General features: G+C 57.8%; 19 protein-coding genes. 5 read left to right on the forward strand and 14 right to left on the reverse strand.

Annotated features, from left to right (window positions below):
- Nucleotides 1-27: 27 nt before the first annotated feature.
- From nadB to HUO12_RS09640, 4 genes are all read right to left on the reverse strand, one after another.
- The gene (nadB, locus tag HUO12_RS09625) at nt 28-1,614 is read right to left on the reverse strand and encodes an L-aspartate oxidase (RefSeq protein WP_176273344.1); all 1,587 of its coding nucleotides are present in this window, start codon (nt 1,612-1,614) and stop codon (nt 28-30) included.
- Between the two features lie 82 nt (nt 1,615-1,696).
- Complete coding sequence (locus tag HUO12_RS09630; RefSeq protein ID WP_176273345.1) at nt 1,697-2,227, reverse strand: DUF6265 family protein; 531 nt, start codon at nt 2,225-2,227, stop codon at nt 1,697-1,699.
- A gap of 3 nt (nt 2,228-2,230) precedes the next feature.
- On the reverse strand, nt 2,231-3,088 hold the full coding sequence (locus HUO12_RS09635) for an AraC family transcriptional regulator (protein ID WP_176273346.1): 858 nt from the start codon (nt 3,086-3,088) through the stop codon (nt 2,231-2,233).
- A 97-nt stretch (nt 3,089-3,185) separates the two neighbouring features.
- Nucleotides 3,186-4,121: an ABC transporter ATP-binding protein gene (locus HUO12_RS09640; RefSeq protein WP_176273347.1), complete on the reverse strand. Its 936-nt coding sequence runs from the start codon at nt 4,119-4,121 to the stop codon at nt 3,186-3,188.
- An 89-nt stretch (nt 4,122-4,210) separates the two neighbouring features.
- On the opposite strand from HUO12_RS09640, the gene HUO12_RS09645 reads away from it, so the two are divergent.
- Nucleotides 4,211-4,471, forward strand: a complete 261-nt coding sequence (locus HUO12_RS09645) for a zinc-finger domain-containing protein (RefSeq protein WP_176273348.1) — start codon at nt 4,211-4,213, stop codon at nt 4,469-4,471.
- Nucleotides 4,472-4,577: 106 nt separating this feature from the next.
- Nucleotides 4,578-5,009 carry a hypothetical protein gene (locus HUO12_RS09650; RefSeq protein ID WP_176273349.1) on the forward strand — a complete coding sequence of 144 codons (432 nt, stop codon included), beginning with the start codon at nt 4,578-4,580 and terminating at the stop codon, nt 5,007-5,009.
- An 18-nt stretch (nt 5,010-5,027) separates the two neighbouring features.
- Here the strand turns inward: HUO12_RS09650 and HUO12_RS09655 are convergent, their stop codons facing one another.
- Both HUO12_RS09655 and HUO12_RS09660 read right to left on the reverse strand, forming a co-directional pair.
- On the reverse strand, nt 5,028-5,561 hold the full coding sequence (locus HUO12_RS09655; protein ID WP_176273350.1) for a hypothetical protein: 534 nt from the start codon (nt 5,559-5,561) through the stop codon (nt 5,028-5,030).
- A 181-nt stretch (nt 5,562-5,742) separates the two neighbouring features.
- Nucleotides 5,743-6,717 carry an NAD(P)H-dependent flavin oxidoreductase gene (locus HUO12_RS09660; protein WP_176273351.1) on the reverse strand — a complete coding sequence of 325 codons (975 nt, stop codon included), beginning with the start codon at nt 6,715-6,717 and terminating at the stop codon, nt 5,743-5,745.
- 122 nt (nt 6,718-6,839) lie between these two features.
- Between HUO12_RS09660 and HUO12_RS09665 the strand changes: the two genes are divergently transcribed.
- Both HUO12_RS09665 and HUO12_RS09670 read left to right on the forward strand, forming a co-directional pair.
- A complete protein-coding gene (locus tag HUO12_RS09665) occupies nt 6,840-7,802 on the forward strand; it encodes an oxidoreductase (protein ID WP_176273352.1) in 963 nt (320 codons plus the stop codon).
- Nucleotides 7,799-8,260: a hypothetical protein gene (locus HUO12_RS09670; protein WP_176273353.1), complete on the forward strand. Its 462-nt coding sequence runs from the start codon at nt 7,799-7,801 to the stop codon at nt 8,258-8,260. Before HUO12_RS09665 ends, HUO12_RS09670 begins: the two co-directional genes overlap by 4 nt.
- Before the next feature lie 16 nt (nt 8,261-8,276).
- On the opposite strand, the gene HUO12_RS09675 is transcribed toward HUO12_RS09670, so the two are convergent.
- From HUO12_RS09675 to HUO12_RS09705, 8 genes are all read right to left on the reverse strand, one after another.
- Nucleotides 8,277-8,921, reverse strand: coding sequence for an endonuclease III domain-containing protein (locus HUO12_RS09675; RefSeq protein ID WP_176273354.1), 645 nt, complete (start codon nt 8,919-8,921; stop codon nt 8,277-8,279).
- 7 nt (nt 8,922-8,928) lie between these two features.
- On the reverse strand, nt 8,929-9,642 hold the full coding sequence (locus tag HUO12_RS09680) for an endonuclease III domain-containing protein (RefSeq protein ID WP_176273355.1): 714 nt from the start codon (nt 9,640-9,642) through the stop codon (nt 8,929-8,931).
- Nucleotides 9,617-10,135 carry a metal-dependent hydrolase gene (locus tag HUO12_RS09685; protein ID WP_217905187.1) on the reverse strand — a complete coding sequence of 173 codons (519 nt, stop codon included), beginning with the start codon at nt 10,133-10,135 and terminating at the stop codon, nt 9,617-9,619. Before HUO12_RS09685 ends, HUO12_RS09680 begins: the two co-directional genes overlap by 26 nt.
- Before the next feature lie 18 nt (nt 10,136-10,153).
- On the reverse strand, nt 10,154-11,113 hold the full coding sequence (locus HUO12_RS09690; RefSeq protein WP_176273357.1) for a serine hydrolase domain-containing protein: 960 nt from the start codon (nt 11,111-11,113) through the stop codon (nt 10,154-10,156).
- A 59-nt stretch (nt 11,114-11,172) separates the two neighbouring features.
- On the reverse strand, nt 11,173-11,295 hold the full coding sequence (locus HUO12_RS14620; RefSeq protein WP_269748043.1) for a hypothetical protein: 123 nt from the start codon (nt 11,293-11,295) through the stop codon (nt 11,173-11,175).
- 3 nt (nt 11,296-11,298) lie between these two features.
- Nucleotides 11,299-12,018, reverse strand: a complete 720-nt coding sequence (locus HUO12_RS09695; RefSeq protein ID WP_176273358.1) for a sulfotransferase family 2 domain-containing protein — start codon at nt 12,016-12,018, stop codon at nt 11,299-11,301.
- Nucleotides 12,019-12,064: 46 nt separating this feature from the next.
- The gene (guaA, locus tag HUO12_RS09700; protein WP_176273359.1) at nt 12,065-13,639 is read right to left on the reverse strand and encodes a glutamine-hydrolyzing GMP synthase; all 1,575 of its coding nucleotides are present in this window, start codon (nt 13,637-13,639) and stop codon (nt 12,065-12,067) included.
- 682 nt (nt 13,640-14,321) lie between these two features.
- The gene (locus tag HUO12_RS09705) at nt 14,322-15,863 is read right to left on the reverse strand and encodes a class I adenylate-forming enzyme family protein (RefSeq protein ID WP_176273360.1); all 1,542 of its coding nucleotides are present in this window, start codon (nt 15,861-15,863) and stop codon (nt 14,322-14,324) included.
- 130 nt (nt 15,864-15,993) lie between these two features.
- Here HUO12_RS09705 and gyrB point away from each other — a divergent pair, with 130 nt between their 5' ends.
- A complete protein-coding gene (gyrB, locus tag HUO12_RS09710; protein WP_176273361.1) occupies nt 15,994-18,525 on the forward strand; it encodes a DNA topoisomerase (ATP-hydrolyzing) subunit B in 2,532 nt (843 codons plus the stop codon).
- The last annotated feature ends 24 nt before the right edge of the window (nt 18,526-18,549 follow it).

Below are 18,549 nucleotides of genomic sequence, written 5' to 3' on the forward strand. Positions count from 1 at the left end.
AAGAGGGCGTCCAGCAATGGGCGCCCTCTATGGCACCAATACCGTATCCCGCGCTACGCTATCCGTCTCCGGATAGTCGAGGGTGTAGTGCAGTCCCCGGCTTTCATGCCGCGCGAGCGCGGACTTCACGATCAGCTCGGCTGCCTGCAGCAGATTGCGCAACTCGATCAAGTCAGTCGTGACAACAAAGCTGCCGTAATAGTCTTCGACTTCCTGCTTCAGCAAAGCGATGCGGTTCGCGGCCCGCTCCAGCCGCTTGGTCGTCCGCACGATCCCGACATAGTTCCACATGAAGCGGCGGATCTCTGTCCAGTTCTGCTTGATAACGACTTCTTCATCGGAGTCGGTCACACGGCTTTCATCCCATTCGCGGATCGCAGGCGGCTCTGGCAGCTTGTCCCAGTTCTCCAAGATATCCTTCGCTGCAGCTTCACCGAAAACGAAGCATTCCAGCAGCGAATTCGACGCCAGCCGGTTCGCGCCGTGTAGCCCGCTTTCCGTGCATTCGCCTGCCGCCCACAGGCCCGGCAGATCGGTCCGCGCGTCAAGCCCGATCAGTACGCCGCCGCATGTGTAATGCTGCGCTGGCACGACCGGGATAGGTTCTTTGGTCATATCGATGCCGAGCCCGATCAGCTTGTCGTAAATCGTCGGGAAGTGCTGCTTCACAAACTCCGGAGATTCGTGGCTGATATCGAGATGGACATAGTCCAAGCCATAGCGCTTGATCTGATCGTCATTCGCGCGCGCTACGATGTCGCGCGGCGCAAGCTCCATGCGCTCTCCATCATAATCCGCCATGTAGCGATGGCCGGTTTCCGGGTGCAGCAGATGCCCACCTTCGCCGCGCACAGCCTCTGTAATGAGGAAGTTCTTGACCTCCAGATTGTAGAGGCAAGTCGGGTGGAACTGCATCATCTCCATATTCGCAACGCGCGCACCTGCACGCCATGCCATCGCGATGCCATCGCCCGTCGCGCCGCGCGGCGCGGTTGAGAACTGATAGACGCGCCCCGCTCCGCCCGCTGCGAGAATGGTCGCTTTCGCCACATGTGCCTCGACCCGGCCGGTCTCTTCATTGAGCGCATAAGCGCCCCATACGCGGCCTTCGGCGGAGAACTTCTCGCCATGGCGACCGGTAATGAAATCAATGCAGGTACGTCCTGCCAGCATCGTAATGTTGGGATTGGCTTCGGCAGCTTTGAGAAGCGCCTCCTGAACCGCCCAGCCTGTCGCATCGTTGACGTGGACGATGCGGCGATGCGAATGCCCGCCCTCGCGGGTGAGATGCAGATCGCCGTCTTCAGTGTTGAACGGCACACCTAGCTCGACCAGCCGGTCGATCGATTGTGGCGCGTTTTCAATGACGAACTCGACGGTTTCCTGCCGGTTGAGCCCCGCGCCTGCCACCATCGTATCGCGAACATGGTTTTCGAACGTGTCGCCTGCATCGAGCACCGCAGCGATCCCGCCTTGCGCCCAGGCTGTCGAGCCACCTGTCAGCGAACCCTTGGCCAGCACCAGCACCCGGTTGTGCTCTGCAAGCTCAAGCGCCGCGGTCAATCCCGCTGCACCAGAACCGATAATAAGGACGTCGTAAGTCTTGCCAGTCATGGCGCGTCTCATGGCGGGAAGGACGCGCAAGAGCAAGCGTCAGGGCGCTTGTCCGATCAGCAAGCGCCCTTTGGAAATGCCGTTACTTCACACGGTCATAAGTGAAATCGAAACTCCCAAGCGAGCCATCATCCTTGCGTACCGCCACAGACACATGGAGCTTATCGCTGCCTTCCTGCGTGAATGTCACGGGGCCGAATTTCCAGGTGTCGTCACTGCGTTCCATCAGAGGAAACTCCAGCGCAGCTGACCCTTCCTTGCCCTCCCACCCGGTGAGGTCCGAAGTGAAATGCTTCAATCGCATGGTCAGGCTATCGCCGTCGGGCGTAACAGTGATGAGTTCGTAAAACTCGATCCCGCCCTCGCTATCGCCTTGCCAGAAATGGCCGACCATCTGGTTCTCGTCGGCATAGGTGAAGGTCTCGCCAGCCGGGTTGCCTCCAATCCCTTTGCCTTCCCACGATCCTTCCAGCCAGGCCATATCGGCGAGCGTCGCTGCAGGGCGTTCCACTTCTGATGCGGTTTCGGTCGCACTATCCTCTGCAAAGGTGGGCGCAGCAATCACTCCGCTGAATGCCAGTGCTCCAGCTAGGATCATTGTTGTAAAGCGCATGTCTCAACCCTCCTTAAGCATCAGGTGAATGTCCGCGATCAATTCCTCTTCTGCCACACTTTCCGGATCGGAATGATAGAAGTTGAGCGGGTTATTGTCAGCAAGCTCCAGATCAAGCGCGATCGCAATCCGGTAGAGATTATCCAGCGCTTCATGGACACGGTCATAGTCGCCCTTGTGCCGCAGCCTGAGAGCATGGCCGCCTGTGATCTCGAGCGCTTTGAGGTCATCTTGCGGCTCTACGTCAGCGCTGGTCGAAACCGCGCAATCGAATCGGCAAGCCTCGGTCGGCACATCGCGCGGATCATCATGCGGCACCCCGTAAAGCCCGGTAATATCCTCTGGCCCGACCTGCTGCATGACCAGTTCAAACAGTCGATCAAAGCCATAATTGAGGTCTTCGTAAGCGCCAACCGCGCGCGATGCGACGAGCGTCAAAGGCTGCAATTGCGTCATCTCGATCGCGATTACGCCACCTTCCTCTGCAGGTCTCTTCAGCCGCTCCGCGACTTCGGAAAACAGCGCAGGGTCGGCTTGCAGCTGCGAAGCGGTGGCTCCCGTCAGCGCCTTCAACGCGCGGGCATAGGACTGGCTTGAGCTATACGCGCTCGCGCCTGTCGCGCCCATGATCCCGTCAGGCCCCTTCAGCTCAGGCAAGCTGCCGCCGATACGTGCGCGGGTCAGCGTCTGCTGCGGTGTCTCGCCAGTCATCAGACGGAAAATGCGATGGAAATGAAATTCGGACATAGCTGCTGCCTCCGCCAATGCGCTGAGGTCAGGCCAGTCACCCGTTTGCGCTCCCCCTTCGATGGACTGAAGCGTGCGTTCGATCCGTTGCGTGTAGTTCGCAGCGATAGTCATGAGCATGAACCTCCCTTTCGATGCTCAAGGATTAGCGCGCGCGTTAGCCCTGCGCGTTCCCGATCTTGCGTTCTTTCAGGAAGGCCAGCAAGCGCGCTCAGCCGGAGCCCGTGAGCTGGACGAATACATCTTCCAGATCGGCTTCGCGCGTTGTCACATCCTCGATTGCCAAGCCCTGATCCTGCAGGATCGCAAGCACTTGGCCTGCGGTGAGCTTGTCTTTATCATAAGTGACTTCGACCGAGCGCGCACCGGCAAGCTCGACCTTGGAGAATTCGGCATGGCTCGGCGGCCCTGACAAATCGCGATCAACTGTGACGGAGACGATCTTCTCGCGCGCCATTTCAATGAGCTCGCGCGTCGGCTTGTTGGCAATGCATTCGCCGTGATTGATGATCGCGATCCGGTCACACAGCTGCTCTGCTTCTTCGAGATAGTGCGTAGTGAGCACGACGGTTACGCCATCATCATTAAGGCGCGTGACAAGCTCCCAAAGCTGGCGACGAAGTTCAACATCGACACCTGCGGTTGGCTCATCGAGCACGAGGATCGGCGGCGAATGGACCATCGCCTTCGCAACCAGCAGACGGCGCTTCATCCCTCCTGACAACGTACGGGCATAGGCATCGCGCTTGTCGGCAAGCCGAACGGCTTCCAACAGCTCCTCACTGCGGCGCAGCTCTTTTGCAATGCCGTAGAAGCCGCCCTGGTTTTCAAGCACTTCAAATGGCGTGAAGAACGGGTCGAATACGATCTCTTGCGGAACGATACCGATCGCGCGGCTCGCATTGCGGCGCTGCTGATCGATATCAAAGCCCCAGATTTCCGCGCTGCCGCCGGTTTTCATGACCATTCCAGCGAGGATATTGATGAGCGTTGATTTGCCCGCGCCGTTCGGTCCCAAAAGGCCGAAAATCTCGCCCTGAGGTACGTCAAAACTGACGCCCTTCAAGGCTTCCTTGCCCGGCTCGCCCTTGGCGCCGGCATAGGTCTTTCTAAGTTCACGAATAGAAATGGCAGGCGGTGTTTGCATGACGCGCAGCCCTAGTGGCTATCGACGCTGACTGCAAAGGCTTCGTCACCCGTTGCGAATCTTGCGCGATCGCATTATCGGCAAGGGCTATGAACATTGCTCCGCCCGAAGTCATCCATGTAGACACGCGCCGCGTCAGCTGTGACGGTGCGAGCGATATTCGCACCGGCAAGAATTATCGTCCAGCGGCGCTCGGCCATCCCCGCATCTATCTGGAGATCGATGAGCATGGCTATGTCGATTGCGGCTATTGCGACCGACGGTTTGTCCTGAAGGGCGGTCCCGCTGACGGTGTTGATCAAGCGAGCCTGCCGGACATTGCCGAAGGCGCTGATCCCGGCCACCGCTAAGGGGCCAGACTGACCCGATTGTTCGCCTCACCGCGCACATTGAACCTGTCAGCCTGCGTTCAGGCGGCGATGATACGCTGTCACCTTCAGCTGTAGGAGACTCGCTATGACTCAACGTTTCCCTGTAATCGCCGCTGCAGCGTTTGCTTGCGCAGCACTTTCTGCTCCGGCGGCAATGGCCGCGGAAAAGCAATCTGGCGAAGACGAGCTTGCGGAACTCCTTGAAGGACGCGAAGCCGGCGAACCGACATCATGCATCAGCGATTTCCGTACGGGCCGCAATCTGCGGGTCATTGACGGGACAGCGCTGGTATATGGTCGCGGCAAGACGATTTACGTCAATCGCACGCGCAATCCCAAGCGGCTCGACGATGATGATGTGTTGGTTTCACGCCGCTACGGCTCTCAGATTTGCCGCCAGGACATTATCACGCGCGTTGATCGCGGAAGCGGCTTTTACAATGGTAATGTCTTCTTAGCGGAGTTTGTGCCTTACACCCGCGTCGATAAGGAAGAAGAGCAAGCGGCAGAAAGCTGATCGCTTGCAAGCTTTCGTTTAAACGCGAGGGCTGCATTCCTGCGCATACATACGATAGCGCGAAAGGACCTCCGGCGTCAGCGGATCGATCAGATTCGCTGGCAGCGGTTCAGTAGTCCGTCCGTGACGCGTGAGTATGCGTGCTTCTGAACACCTCCGATGTCTGCCATTTGTGGACGAAGAAAAGCGCCATGCATCTGTTTGTTCCGGCTGATCGTCACTCTCTTCCGCCAGTGCCACCAGTGACTGGATCACGCCTTCGTCCGAAAGATCGCCGGTGCGAATCAATTCTTGCAGACGCTCGGCCTGCAACGGAGCCTCTTCGATCTCGTCGATAGAAAGCGGAGTGACCGCCATGCTTGGGCTGTTGGTCGAGGCAGGAGAGCGACGCGGACTGAACGCCAATGGCGAGCTCTCATTGCGATTCTCGACATGCGCCGAGGCCGTGTAAGCTGGAGAGGTCGTACGGACAGAGCGACCGGCCGCCCAGCAACTGAAACACAGCGCGGTAATCGCGATATACTCGCCTCCATGGGCCAGAATTTCGAACATAGCTCACCCCATCCTGCGCACGATCCCTATGCGCCTGCGAGTTGTAAAACCTAGAGGTGTCAGTTCTAGAGACGGGCTCTTCCGCGCCGTCCCCAAGCATATAGATTACATCGAGAATCGCGGTAATTCGGTTCACTACCTAGCCGGGAACCAACTTACGTTAACGATTTTCTTAACCTTTTCAGGCGCTCGCGAGTGCATTCATCCGTTTAAGAATAGCATCGGCTTCGCTCATGATCCGATCTATCAGCTCTTTGCAAGTCGGGATGTCATTGATGAGCCCCGCGACCATGCCGCAGCTCCACGCGCCGGCGTCCATGTCGCCTTCCATCATTATCCGCGGATAAACGCCTGCAACCTGCTCGATGATATCTTCGAACTTGAGGTCCGCGCCCTTCTCCTTCTCGATCTTGAGAAGCTCTTCGACCGCGTCATTGGTCATAACCCGCTCGGTGTTGCGCAACGGACGCATGACAAGACGGGTATCAAGTTCTGATGCCGCGACAATCGCCTGCTTCACGTTCTCGTGCACCGGCGCTTCCTTGGTTGCGATGAAGCGTGTGCCCATATTCATGCCTTCTGCGCCCATGGCGAGGCTCGCGACAAGGCTGCGGCCATCGGCCATGCCGCCAGATGAAACGAACGGAATTTCCAGCTCGTCCGCGGCGCGCGGCAAAAGGATCATGTTGGGAATATCGTCTTCGCCCGGATGCCCGCCGCATTCAAAGCCATCAACCGAGACCGCATCACAGCCGATGGACTGCGCTTTCAAGGCATGACGAACGCTGGTGCATTTGTGGATCACCTTGACCCCGGCATCCTTGAAATAGGGAAGCACCTGCACCGGATTGTTGCCCGCTGTCTCCACGACTTTAACCCCGCCTTCGATGATCGTGCGCACTAGGCCGGGATAGTCCGGCGCGTTCACCGTCGGCAGGAATGTGAGATTCACGCCAAAGGGCTTGTCCGTCATGTCGCGGCACTTCGCAATTTCATTCGCGAGCTTTTCAGGCGTGCCTTGAGTGAGACCTGTTATGATGCCTAGGCCCCCAGCATTGGACACCGCTGCCGCCATTTCTGCAAAGCCAACATAATGCATCCCGCCTTGGATAATCGGATGCTCGATGCCGAACATTTCAGTGATTGCGGTCTTCATGGTTGGCTCTCCCTTGATGCGAACTCTAGGCCCGAGGCGAATTGTCCCTTCGCTCTCGACCGATTGCAATTTCGCACCTATCCATACTGCTTGCCGCTCTGCTGGCAAGACGGGAGAGAAATATGGTTTCGCCGCAAGCACCGATTGAATCGCCGTTCGGCTATCGCTCGACAGCGCGCGAGGTGGTCGGCGGGATCGACCTTTCCGGCAAGCAGATTGTCGTAACGGGAGGGTACTCCGGCATCGGGACTGAAACAGTCCGCGCGCTTGCAGAAGCAGGTGCGCACGTGATTGTCGGGGCACGGCGACCGGATGCGGCTCGCGAAGTGCTGAGCGAGATGTCTGGCGAAATCACCATCCTTGAGCTTGATCTTTCAGATCCTGCTTCGATTGACGCGTTTGCCAACCAGGTCGCTCAGACAATAGAGCAGCTCGATATCCTGATCAACAATGCCGCGATCATGGCCAGCCCGCTCATGCGAGACGCGCGCGGATACGAGATGCAATTTGCGACCAATCACTTGGGCCATTTCCAGCTCACCGCGAGGCTCTGGCCATTGCTGAAAGCGGCTGACGGCGCGCGCGTTGTCACTCTGTCTTCGACCGGCCACCGCTTGAACGGACTGGATCTGGAGGATCCCAATTGGGAGCGCCGCGAATATGAGAAATGGCCTGCCTACGGCCAAGCCAAAAGCTGCAACGCGTTGTTCGCGCTGGAGCTCGACAAGCGCGGCGAGCCGCATGGCGTGCGCAGCTTCTCCGTGCATCCCGGCGGAATAGATACCCCGCTTCAGCGGCATCTGACTTTCGAAGAGAAAGTCGCGATGGGCTGGATGGATGAAGAAGGGAATGTGCACGAAGCCTTCAAGACGACCGAGCAGGGCGCGTCGACCACCATCTGGTGCGCAGTCTCGCCACTGCTTGACGGGATGGGCGGGGTTTATTGTGAGGACTGCAATATTGCGGCGCCGGGCGATCCGAAGGTGCCCATGGTGGGGGTTTACCCCCATGTTCAGGATGAGCAAGTGGCTGCCGCGCTTTGGACAAAGAGCGAAGAGCTCATCGGTCTGGAGTTCAGGCCATGACGCAAGCCGTCAAACGTCCACAAGCAACCGAGCTGTACTTCGCCAGCCTGATCGCAACCGCCATGGTCTATGCCGCTGGAATACTCATCTTTTCGGCACTGAGCTTCTTTGGCCAGCAGACCGGCGGCTGGGGAGCGGTGTTAAGTTCAATCATCTTCGCGATTTTCTTCGGCACCATTGCAGCGACGGCTATCGCTTTTCTGATAACCGGCCCGCTCGGCACAGGCATCGGTCTTGCCATTGTGCGCCTTACTCCGGCGGGCAGGTGGCAAGGGCCGGTCACAGGAGCCTTAGTCGCAATCGCGCTTGAAGCCTTCACGGTTCTGGTCGTGGCACAAGAGCGGATGGAATGGGAAGGCGGCAATGCCGTGATGCTTGCGATACCCATCATCCTCGCGATGATCGCAGGTGCGATTGTCCAACAGCGCGTGCTGCGCTGGCCGGAGCAACTCAGGTAGGCCCCGCACAGGGCGATTAGCCTATCGGCCCGGTCTCGCACAAATCGCTGACCACGCAAGCTTCGCATTGCGGCGCGCGCGATTTGCACACGCGCTTGCCGAACTGGATCAGCCAGAAGTGCCCGCCTGCTAGCGCCCATTGCGGGCTGCGCTCTTCCAGCTGTTCGGCCGTCTTGTCGGCAGTCTTGGCATCCGTCAGACCGATGCGATTACACACGCGGTGAACATGGGTGTCGACCGCAATCACGTCCTCGCCGAATGTGAAACTCATCACAATATCCGCGCATTTGCGCCCGATGCCCGGCAGGCTGAGGAGACCGTCCCGCGTACTCGGCACAACGCCGCCATGCTCTGCCAAAAGCGCTTCGTTGAACTTGCGGATATTGCGTGTCTTGTTGTTGTAGAGCCCGCACGGCTTGATCGCGGTTGCAATGGCTTCATCATCAAGCGCGAGCATCTCTTCAGGTGTAGATGCCAGAGCGAAAAGCGCCCGCGATGCCTTCGCCGTATTGCTGTCGAGAGATTGAGCGGAAAGCATGCAGGAAATGCAGCTGCGGTACGCGTCAGGCTGACCCTTGGGACCCTTGGCGTTTTTCGTGCGGCCGGGCATTGCGTCGGCCAAGCGGCGATAGACTTCTTCGACTTCTGTTTCGCTGAGCATGCTCAATTCAGCGAGTGGCGGAGCGGGAAGTTCCAGTCTTGCAATCCGCTTTCGCCGGGCAATCAGCGCATTCAGCTTTGCGCGGGCGGCAATAGGTCTGCCCCAGCTTCTTCAAGAGCAAGTGATGCTCGTCTATATCTTCGGCTGACCATTCCTCCGGCAGGATCGGCATCAGCGCATCATAGGTCTTTGCCGTGTCAGCCTTTTCCGGCACGATCCCCATGCGCTGCATGATCCGGCGATGATGCCCATCGATGACCATGGCTTTGCGATTGAGCGTGCTCGCATTCATCACGCCAGCCGAGTTCTTACGCGCAACGCCCGGAAGCTGCTCCAGCCATGCCATTGCTTTCGGCGTCTCCATCTCTACCAAATGCGAGAGATCGACACGTCCCCGCTCATGCTGGATAGCCTTCAAACAATCGCTGAGGCGCTGCGCTGCAACGCTGGGGAAGGTCTGGCGCTGCAAGCGCGCTTCCAACTGATCGACGGGAACATCCGCCACCGCATCCCAATTACCAAACTCTGCGACCAAGCCATCGGTCGAAGCATTGGACGCAGCCGTCTTGGTCTGCGCGCCGATCACACCATGCACCAGCACCCATTCCGGGCTACGTCGTTTGTCTGACGGCCGAATGATCCGGCCAAACGCCGCAATCATCGCGCTTTGCAAGCAGCGCAGAATGTCTGTGCGATTATCGGGACCCAGATCGAGCTGCATAGCGCGCAATCCATCCACCACTTGCTAACGCAGCGCAAGGCAGCCAGATCCATTTGAACTCCGACACAAGTGTTTCCCAGCCGCGCGCAGAAAAGAAACCGAGACCAATCGGCGAGACCCTGATCGGTGTGACAGGAGCAAACACCCTGGCATTTTCCCAAGGCCACCACAGGGCTGCGCCAAGTCCGCCATTGGTGAGCGTATCAAGCAGGCCGTGGCTCGCCATTGCAAAGCTCAGGAACAGAAATGCCGCGAGCGATCTCGCTTCTTTCCAGACAGCGGCGATAACCCCTGCCACCATGACTGCGAAGGCGAGCGAATGTGTCGCCCCGCGATGCCCCCATGGGTCTGCATAGTCGACACCAAGCGCAAATCCGATGACATCGGCATCAGGTGCCATGGCGAGGATAACGCCAGCAACGGTGAGCTTGGGCGAAATCACATCTCTGCCTGCGGCTGCGGCAAGAGCCAGCGGAACCAGTGCGTGAGACATAATGGTAGGCATGGTCTGTCAGTCGCGCTTTGCAAGCCATTGCGCTCTGGCGCTCTGGATCCCTTCATTGGTGCCATCCGCGCTCATCGCAGCAAAGCCACTATCACTTTCAGGTTCGTAAACCACCAGCGACTTATATGCACCGTTGCTGCCGCTTTGCCAGCTTAGAAGCTTTCCCTCTTCCGAGACGCGAAACCGTCCGCCCAGAGTGTAGCCTTCTTCAGGTGTCGCGATACTGGTTAAATCACTGAGCGCATTCTGGCTCAGCCCGCCTTTGTGCGGAAACCGGGCCAGCGCGAGCAAATCGGTTGGCGTAGTCGCAAGACCGCCTGCACAGGTGAGGAATGACGGAATGGGAATGCCGCGTTCTGCAGGCGGCGCTGCGCCTTCGCCGATCTCACCGACGAAAATCCGGCTCTGGCCCATTCCGGCAGGCTCCAGAACAATTTCGCGCAAGATTTCCGCGATCGGGCGGCCTGTCGCTTGCTCAAGGACCGCTTGAACAACCGCCCAGTTGATGAGGTCATAAGACCAGACCTCGCCCGGCGTATTCGCCAATTCGCCGGTGGCATATTTGACCAGGGCTTCGGACGCGCTGTTCGTGCGCAAGACTTCGCCCGCATCCGCTCGGAATGCGGGCATCAGGCCATCGGCAATCCCGCTACGGCTCTGGAGTACCTGCCGGAATGTCACGTCTGCGACGGGCGTGCTCTTCGCTTCCTCGAGGAGTGCGCTCAAAGGCGCATCAATATCCAGCGCCCCCCTATCGCTGAGCCGCAGAGCCGCGATGGTGCATGCGAACTTGCCGATTGAGCCGGCTTCATAGAGAGCGCCTGTCTCGCCGTCGCCTTCGACCTCAGTTGCGATCCGTCCATCCGAGCCGAGCTCCGCATAGCTATATGATTGCGCCATGGCTGGTTGCGCGATGACCAGGGCGGCAATGCTAGCCAGACCAGCAAATGAGACGTGAGTTTTCATGCGTATTCCTCTGGTAATCCAAGTGTTTGATTACCTGGATTTACTGTATTGCCGATGTACTACACATGCTTTCCGACGAACGTAGATCTGTGGCCGTCGATCGCCATGGCTTTGCGCTTGAGCGTGCTTGCATTCATGACGGCAGAAGAGTTCTTGCGTGCAAAGCCGGCAAGCTGCGTCATTTTTCAATGCTGGTGTTCGATCCAGTCACAGCACAGGTTATAAAACGCAAAATCGCGCGCATACCACCTTTCCAGATTGTTCTGCGCCTTTGCGCTTAACTCAGGCGTTGCTGTATAGTCAGTGCTATGCGCAAGCTTTTGGTCTTGAGCGATCGAAAGATCAGCTAAGCGAAGCGCAATGCCCGCTCGCTCAAGCAATTTATCGAAATCTGCGTTGAAATGTTCCTGCCGAATGATCCAGATCGGCGGATGCAATTCCAACGCAAAACCATATTGCGAAAACCAGTCTGACTGTTGCATCGCCGTGTGCGTGATCGACTGCGCGGCTGCCCATGCCAATCGGCCTCGCGTGGTTTCTTCAAACAGGCTTTCTGCAAGGTCGCTGGCGTGTTCGAAATGGGCAAAGGCTTCTGCCTCGTGCGCGCTCCATTCGTTGTAGAGGCGCGGTGCACCTTTGCGCTTGCGTGAGTAGAACCCGGATTTGAAACGTGCGCTCGGGCTGCGAACTGAGAAAAAGTAGCGTGCACCGTCGGGCAGCACTGAAAACTTGTCACCATGCCTAACCCGAACAAATTCAGCATGGCCCTTGGCTTGAACTTGCTCGCACAATTGCCGAACCTGTGTGCCAGCGTTTTTGCCAATATGCAGAAAGAAAATCGCTTCGCCTTTGGTGCGATCGAATGCAGCTCTGAAATGATCGCAATTGGCGCGCCGAATTCCCAAGTGAGAAAGAACAGAACCAATTTTCTCCTGAAGCCCGGTTATCTTCTCACTCCCATTCGATCGTGCCGGGCGGCTTCGACGTATAGTCATAGACCACGCGGTTGATGCCCTGCACTTCATTGACGATGCGTGTGGCCACTCCTGTCAGAAAGCCCGCATCGAACGGATAGACATCAGCGGTCATCCCGTCAGTCGAAGTCACCGCGCGAAGTCCGCAGACGCTGTCATAGGTCCGGCCATCGCCCATGACGCCCACGGTCTTGACCGGGAGCAGCACAGCAAAGGCCTGCCAGATCGCGTCATAGAGCCCGGCCTTTCGGATTTCGTCGAGATAGATCGCATCAGCCTTGCGCAAGATGTCGCAGCGCTCTTTTGTGACTTCGCCCGGAATGCGGATTGCGAGACCCGGCCCCGGAAATGGATGGCGGCCTACAAACATGTCAGGCAATCCGAGCTCGCGGCCAAGGTCGCGCACTTCATCTTTGAAGAGTTCGCGCAATGGCTCGACGAGCTGCATGTTCATGCGCTCTGGCAAGCCGCCGACATTGTGATGGCTCTTGATCGTCACCGATGGACCGCCGGTGAAGCTGACGCTTTCAATAACATCGGGATAGAGCGTCCCTTGAGCGAGGAAATCTGCCCCGCCGATCTTCTGCGCTTCAGCTTCAAACACATCGATGAAGGTCTTGCCGATAAACTTGCGCTTCTTTTCCGGGTCGGTCTGGCCTGCAAGGCCGGACAGGAACATGTCCTCGGCATCCACCACCACAAGCGGAATATTGTAATGGTCGCGGAACATCGTCTCGACCTGTTCACGTTCATTGAGCCGCAGCAAGCCATGATCGACGAACACGCAAGTCAGCTGATCGCCAATCGCTTCATGGATCAGGATTGCCGCGACTGAACTGTCAACCCCGCCGGACAGGCCGCAAATGACTTTACCGTCACCCACCTGCTCGCGAATCTCACGGACTTTTGTCTCGCGGTAAGCGGCCATCGTCCAGTCGCCTTTGAGGCCGCAGACATGGCGGACGAAATTCGCCAGCAGCTTGCCGCCATCGGGCGTGTGCACCACTTCAGGGTGAAACTGTGTGCCGTAAAACTTGCGCTTCTCGTCAGCGATGACTGCGAAAGGCGCGCCATCGCTGGTTGCGACAATCTCAAAGCCCGGCGCAAATTGCGTGACCTTGTCGCCATGGCTCATCCAGACTTGGTGCCGCTCGCCTTCCTTCCAGAGCCCGTCAAACAGCGCGCATTCTTTCGTGACAGTCAGATAAGCGCGGCCAAACTCGCCGCCTTCGCCTGTCTCATGGCCCGGCCGAACTTCCCCGCCAAGCTGGTGAGACATGACTTGCTGGCCATAGCAGATGCCGAGAATGGGAACGCCTGCCTCGAATAGGATATCCGGCGCGCGCGGCGACCCTGCTTCAGGGACGCTGGCGGGCGAGCCGGAAAGGATGATGCCTTTAGGCTTCATGCGGTGGAAGGCTTCCTCCGCGAGGCTGAAAGGTGCGATCTCGGAATAGACGCCAGCTTCGCGCACTCGCCGCGCAATCAACTGGGTAACCTGGCTACCAAAATCAACAATAAGGATGGAATCGGGGAGATGAGCGTCGTCCATGCGGCTATCCTTTGGCGGGGCGACGTGCTTGAGTCCAGAACCCCGGCCAGCGCTTTGCGCAATTACAGTGAAAGACCTCCGAGGAGCTCCTTCAAAGCATCAAAAGTTTGTTGCAAAAAGCGCAAAGGTTTTCCCGGTTATGTCATTTGAGTTCAATTCGGTGAAACACTATTTGGTGCTCATCGCACACGACACGAGGCTCCTCTCCCCCTCCAGTGATGCGACCATGCGAAGAGATGTAGGGACAAGCGAAACGCTTCATTGCATCACAGTCTTCGCAAGCCATGCGTTAGCGAGCGGACTCTTCCCCCTCTCCAGTCTGCACACTGCAATGGCGCTGAATGAGACGCGGTCGAGCCGCACGTCCCCCAATAGTCGGTCGACCGCGTCTTGTTCTCCACCGGGAGGATTGGCCCCCCGTTCGAAGGCAGTTGTCAGCACTTCAGGCTCCGATCGATCACAGTGATCGATAATGTTGTTATTGCGCTGCGTAACTAAATTGCGCGCACCAACGGATCTCCATTCAGATCGCCGGAACGCACTCAGCGCTCAGGCTCAACACAAAGGAGACACGACATGACCATTGCTGCAGAAAAACTGTTCTCACTGGTTCTGGCGGTTGCGATCAGCAGCGTCAGCTTTCAAACCTTCATCGTCTGATACCCCCCAACGAACGCATAATTCAGTCCATTGCCTCAGCCATATCGCGCAGTTCTGTTTTCAAGAGCTTGCCGATATGGCTGCGCGGCATTTCATCGATGATCGTCAGCGCTGACAGACGCTGCGTTTTGCCAAGCCGCGAATTGACCGAGGCGAGGATCGCTTCGCTAGTCGCCTCACCCTTCACTGTCACAAACCCTACCGGCGTCTCACCCCACCGCTTTGACGCAACGCCGATTACCGCTGCTTCGACGACTTGCGGCTCTTTCAGCAATTCGTTTTCCAGATCGACCGGATAGATATTGAAGCCGCCGGAAATGATCATGTCTTTCGCGCGGCCGACAAGTTCTAGAAAACCATCCTCGTCAACTCGGCCGATATCGCCCATACGTTGCCAGATCTCGTTGGTATCTGGGTCCATCCAGTATCCATCTCGGGTTATCTCAGGCTGATTTTGATAGCCACTCATCATGGATTGAGAGCGGCCGATGAGGTTGCCTGGCGTGCCCGGCGGCACGGGTTGATCCTCATCATCGAGCACTTTTAGCTCGCTTCCGGGAGCAGGCCGACCGACCGTGTGGAGCTTGTCGGGAAACTCATGACACGCGAGCAAACACACAACCCCGCCTTCCGTCATGGAATAGATTTCAATGAGCGCGCCGGGCATGCGGCGGAGCACTTCAGACTTCAGCGCAGCGGAGAACGGCGCAGAGGTGCAATACTTCAATGCAAGCGATGACAGATCGTAATCGTCGAAGCCGGGATGATCCATAAGCCTCTGATATTGCACGGGGACCAGCATCGTCGTGGTGATACTGTGACGCTGCGCATTCTCGAGCCAGCGCGCGCAATCGAACTTGCCCATGATCGTCAGCGTCCCACCCGCGAGCATGGTCGCAAGAAAGCTCACCATCGTGGTGTTGGAATAGAGCGGTGTGGAGGCAAGGCTGCGCACCGGAAGTCCCACTTCGAGATAGCTGGACGCGGTGCTCGCAAATTGTCGCCAGCGCATCTGGTGCGAATGGACGATGCCTTTGGGGACGCCGGTCGTGCCAGAGGAATAGATGATGTTGAAAGGAGCTCTTGGGTCGGGTTCGACAGCTGGGGCGCTCACACCCTCCGCCGCCATCCAATTGTCCAGCGCTTCCAGAGGGATATGGTCAATTTCAGGCAGGAAATCCTCACCCAGCTCAGCGCGTTTGGCCGCATCAACAAACAGATGCTGCGCCCCTGAATCGCGCGCCATTCCAACAAGCTGCTCGCGACTAGCGCTGGTCGTCAGCGGCGCTGCCACTCCGCCCGCGCGAACAGCAGCCAGAAACACCAGTGCATAATTGATGCAACTCGTGCCGAGGATCGCGACAGACTGCCCCGGCTGAAGTCCCGTTTCAATGAGCCGCGCTGCGATCCGTTCAATTCGGTCATTGAGCTCACCCCAGGTGATTTCGTCATGCTCATCGCGTATCGCGACTTGTTCTGGTTGAGCCTCGGCCCAGTCTCGCAAAACACCGCAAAAATTGCCCATTTCATCAGCAAGTTTCTGCTTAATTTCTTCTCTTCCCATGGCCGCGCACTCTAATGAAGCGAGCGGCTTCAGCAAGCCTTGATCGATGGCCAAGTCAGGTTCGTGGAAAACCTGCTCCAAAGCGGCCTGAAAGCTTGGGATTCACCCCCTCAGAGCCTATATGAAAGGCATGAGCGAAGAGACTCCTGAAACGGGCGGAAATGCCCCGCAAAAAGGCGAATACGGCGCCGATTCCATCAAGGTCCTCAAAGGCCTCGACGCGGTTCGCAAACGCCCTGGCATGTATATCGGCGACACCGATGATGGCTCCGGCCTACATCATATGGTTTTCGAGGTGTCCGATAACGCCATTGACGAAGCCTTGGCTGGCCATTGCGACCTTGTCCTCATCGAACTGAACCCGGATGGCTCTGTATCGGTCGAGGACAATGGGCGCGGAATTCCGGTCGGCATGCATAAGGAGGAGGGCGTCTCCGCCGCTGAAGTCATCATGACGCAGCTGCACGCAGGCGGTAAGTTTGAGAACACGTCAGACGACAATGCCTACAAGGTTTCAGGCGGCTTGCACGGCGTGGGCGTTTCCGTCGTAAACGCGCTGTCCGAATGGCTGGAGCTCGTCATCTGGCGCGAAGGCAAAGAGCATTGGATGCGCTTCGAGCATGGCGATGCGGTCAATTCGCTCGAAGTGCGCGGCGATGCGCCAGCGGTCGAGAGCAATGGCGATGGGAATGGCCTGAAAAAAGGTACACGCGTCACGTTCCATCACTCGAATGACACGTTCAAGAATGTCACCGAATACGACTTCGACAAGCTAGAGCATCGCTATCGTGAGCTCGCTTTCCTCAATTCCGGTGTACGCATACTCCTTCGCGACAAGCGTCATGAAGAAGTGGTCGAACATGACCTCTTCTATGAAGGCGGTATCGCGGCTTTCGTGAAATGGCTTGATCGCAACAAGCAAGCGCTGATTGGCGAGCCGATTGCGGTTTCGGCAGAGAAGGAAGGCATTGGGATCGATGTCGCGCTGCAGTGGAATGACAGCTATTACGAAAACGTTCTGACCTTCACGAACAACATCCCTCAGCGCGATGGCGGCACGCACTTGGCTGCATTCCGCGCGGCGCTGACCCGAACGCTCAACAATTACGCCAATTCAGCCGGCCTTCTCAAGAAAGAGAAAGTCTCGCTGTCGGGCGAGGACATGCGCGAGGGCCTGACTGCGATTGTCAGTGTCAAACTGCCTGATCCCAAATTCTCCAGCCAGACCAAAGACAAGCTGGTTTCGTCCGAAGTCCGCCAGCCGCTGGAAAGCCTGATGGGCGAGAAGATGACGGAATGGCTTGAAGAAAACCCGGCTGATGCGAAAGCGATCATCCAGAAGATCATCGATGCCGCCGCAGCACGTGAAGCAGCGCGCCGTGCACGAGAAATGAGCCGCAAGGGCGCGATGAGCGTCGCCTCGCTCCCCGGAAAACTGGCTGACTGTCAGGAGCGCGATGCGAGCAAGGCTGAACTGTTTCTGGTCGAGGGCGATTCAGCAGGTGGCTCGGCCAAACAGGGGCGCGACCGCAAGACGCAAGCGATCCTTCCGCTTAAGGGTAAGATCCTCAACGTAGAGCGCGCGCGCTTTGACCGGATCATCTCTTCCAAGGAAGTCGGCACGCTCATCCAGGCGATGGGCACCGGCATTCGCGATGAATTCGACATCGAGAAGCTGCGCTATCACAAAATCGTGATCATGACCGACGCGGACGTGGACGGTGCACATATCCGCACTTTGCTGCTGACCTTCTTCCATCGCCAGATGCCGGAGATTGTGAAAGCAGGCCATTTGTTCATCGCACAGCCCCCGCTGTTTAAAGTCGCGAAGGGTCGAAGCGAAGTTTACCTGAAGGATCAGGGGGCGCTCGACCGCTATCTGGTTGACGCGGGTCTTCAAGGGCGTTTGCTTGAGAGTGCCGAGGGCGCAAGAGGCGGCGAAGATTTGCGCGGGCTTGTCGACCATGCATTGCGCCTGCGCAATCTGCTGGGCTTTGTCCCGCGTCGCTATGACAGCGCAGTGATTGAGCAAATGGCATTGTCGGGTGCGCTTGATCCGTCGCTGGATCGCGAGACCCGCGAACAAGCCCTCGGCTTGGCGGCGCAGCGCCTGCACATGGGCGACCCTGAAGCGCAATGGTCAGCTGAAATGACGGAAGAAGGCGGCGTCATCTTTAAGCGTTTGTGGCGCGGCGTCACCGATGCGCATGTGATCGAAGCACGCTTCCTGTCCAGCACTGAAGCGCACAAGCTCCACGGCCTCGCAGGGCAACAGGCGGAAGCTTACATCCATCCGGCGCGGCTGGTGAAAGGCACTGAAGCTGACCCGGAAATGGTCCCGGACGATGATGTCGAGGAAGATGATGCTCCGGTAGCCGCTGGCGAAGATGCAATCACCCGGCCGACGCAATTGCTGGACGCGGTACTGGCTGCAGGTCGCAAGGGCCTGTCGGTTGCGCGCTATAAGGGCCTTGGTGAAATGAACGCGGAGCAGCTTTGGGAGACTACGCTCGATCCCGATCATCGCGTGCTGCTGCAAGTCAAAGTCGAGGACGCAGATGTGACCGACGAGATATTTACGCGTCTGATGGGCGATGTCGTCGAACCACGCCGCGAGTTCATCCAGGACAACGCACTTAACGTTGCCAATCTCGACGTTTAGAAATTACTGCGAGCAAGGAGAAGC

Source organism: Altererythrobacter lutimaris, from assembly GCF_013371495.1.
In the GTDB taxonomy this organism is placed as follows: Bacteria; Pseudomonadota; Alphaproteobacteria; order Sphingomonadales; family Sphingomonadaceae; genus Erythrobacter; species Erythrobacter lutimaris_A.